Genomic DNA, 1,172 nt, shown 5'->3' on the forward strand with positions numbered 1-1,172 from the left:
GCCCCCTCCGGCGGTTCCGCTCCTTCCGCCTCTTCCGGTCCTCCCGCGCGTTCCCGCGTTTCCCGTGCCTTCCCGCGCTTTCCCGTCACGCGGGTCGTTCCGACCGGTCGGTATGGACAGACGGGCCGGTCCCGGGTATTGATGACCCCGTCGTCCGCGTACGAAAGGCCGCTCATGCGCATCGCCGTCACGATCTTCCTCACCGACGAGACGATCACCCCCACCCGGCTCGCCCCCGAGCTGGAGCAGCGCGGGTACGCCGGGCTGTACCTGCCCGAGCACACGCACATCCCCGTCGAGCGGACCACCCCGTATCCGGCGGGCGGCGAGCTGCCCCGGGAGTACACCCGCACCCTGGACCCGTTCGTCGCGCTCGGCCAGGCCGCGGCCGTCACCGGGCGGCTCGGCCTCGGCACCGGCATCACGCTCGCCGCGCAGCACGACCCGATCGGCCTGGCCAAGCAGGTCGCGACCCTCGACCACCTCTCCGGCGGCCGGTTCACCCTCGGCGTCGGCTTCGGCTGGAACGTGGAGGAGGCCGCCGACCACGGAGTGCGGTGGCGGACGCGACGCGAGCTGGTCCGCGACCGGATGGGGCTGATGCAGGCCCTCTGGTCGGAGGAACCGACCGCGTACGAGGGCGAGTTCGCCAGTGTCCGGGCCAGCTTCGCGTACCCCAAGCCGGTCCGGAAGCCGCGCGGTCCGGCCGTCGGACCGCGCACCCTGGTCGGCGGGGCGGCCGGGCCGAAGCTGTTCGCGCACATCTGCGCGTACGCCGACGGCTGGCTGCCGATCGGCGGACGCGGCCTGTCCGAGTCCCTGCCCGCGCTGCGCACCGCCTGGGCCGACGCCGGCCGCGACCCCGGGGACCTCCAGGTCGTGCCGTACGCGGTCCGGCCCACCCCGGACAAGCTCGCCCACTACGCCGGGCTGGGGATCGAGGAGGTCGTGGTGCAGCTGCCGCCCGAGGGGGAGACGGAGGTGCTGCGGGCGCTGGACGCGTACCAGCCGTTCGTCGACGCCCGCTGACGGCGGCCGACGGCGGCCGGTACGCGTCCGGCGGCCGCCGGCGGCGCCCGGTACCGGCGGCCGATGACGGCACCCGGACCGGTGCCTGACGACGGTGCCCGACGACGGCGCCCGGTGCCGGGGCCGGGCGCCGTCGTCGGGCA

At 75.5% G+C, this 1,172-nt stretch carries 1 protein-coding gene; it reads left to right on the forward strand.

What is annotated here, in order from left to right; genetic code table 11:
- Positions 1-174: 174 nt before the first annotated feature.
- Positions 175-1,029: a TIGR03619 family F420-dependent LLM class oxidoreductase gene (locus AOK18_RS21270; protein ID WP_055695391.1), complete on the forward strand. Its 855-nt coding sequence runs from the start codon at positions 175-177 to the stop codon at positions 1,027-1,029.
- Positions 1,030-1,172: the final 143 nt, after the last annotated feature.

Source organism: Streptomyces prasinopilosus, assembly GCF_001419695.1.
In the GTDB taxonomy this organism is placed as follows: domain Bacteria; phylum Actinomycetota; class Actinomycetes; order Streptomycetales; family Streptomycetaceae; genus Streptomyces; species Streptomyces prasinopilosus.

Bases quoted from the DNA above. Each gene is read 5' to 3' on its own strand.
- AOK18_RS21270 (WP_055695391.1), top strand. From the start codon at position 175: ATGCGCATCGCCGTCACGATCTTCCTCACCGACGAGACGATCACCCCC.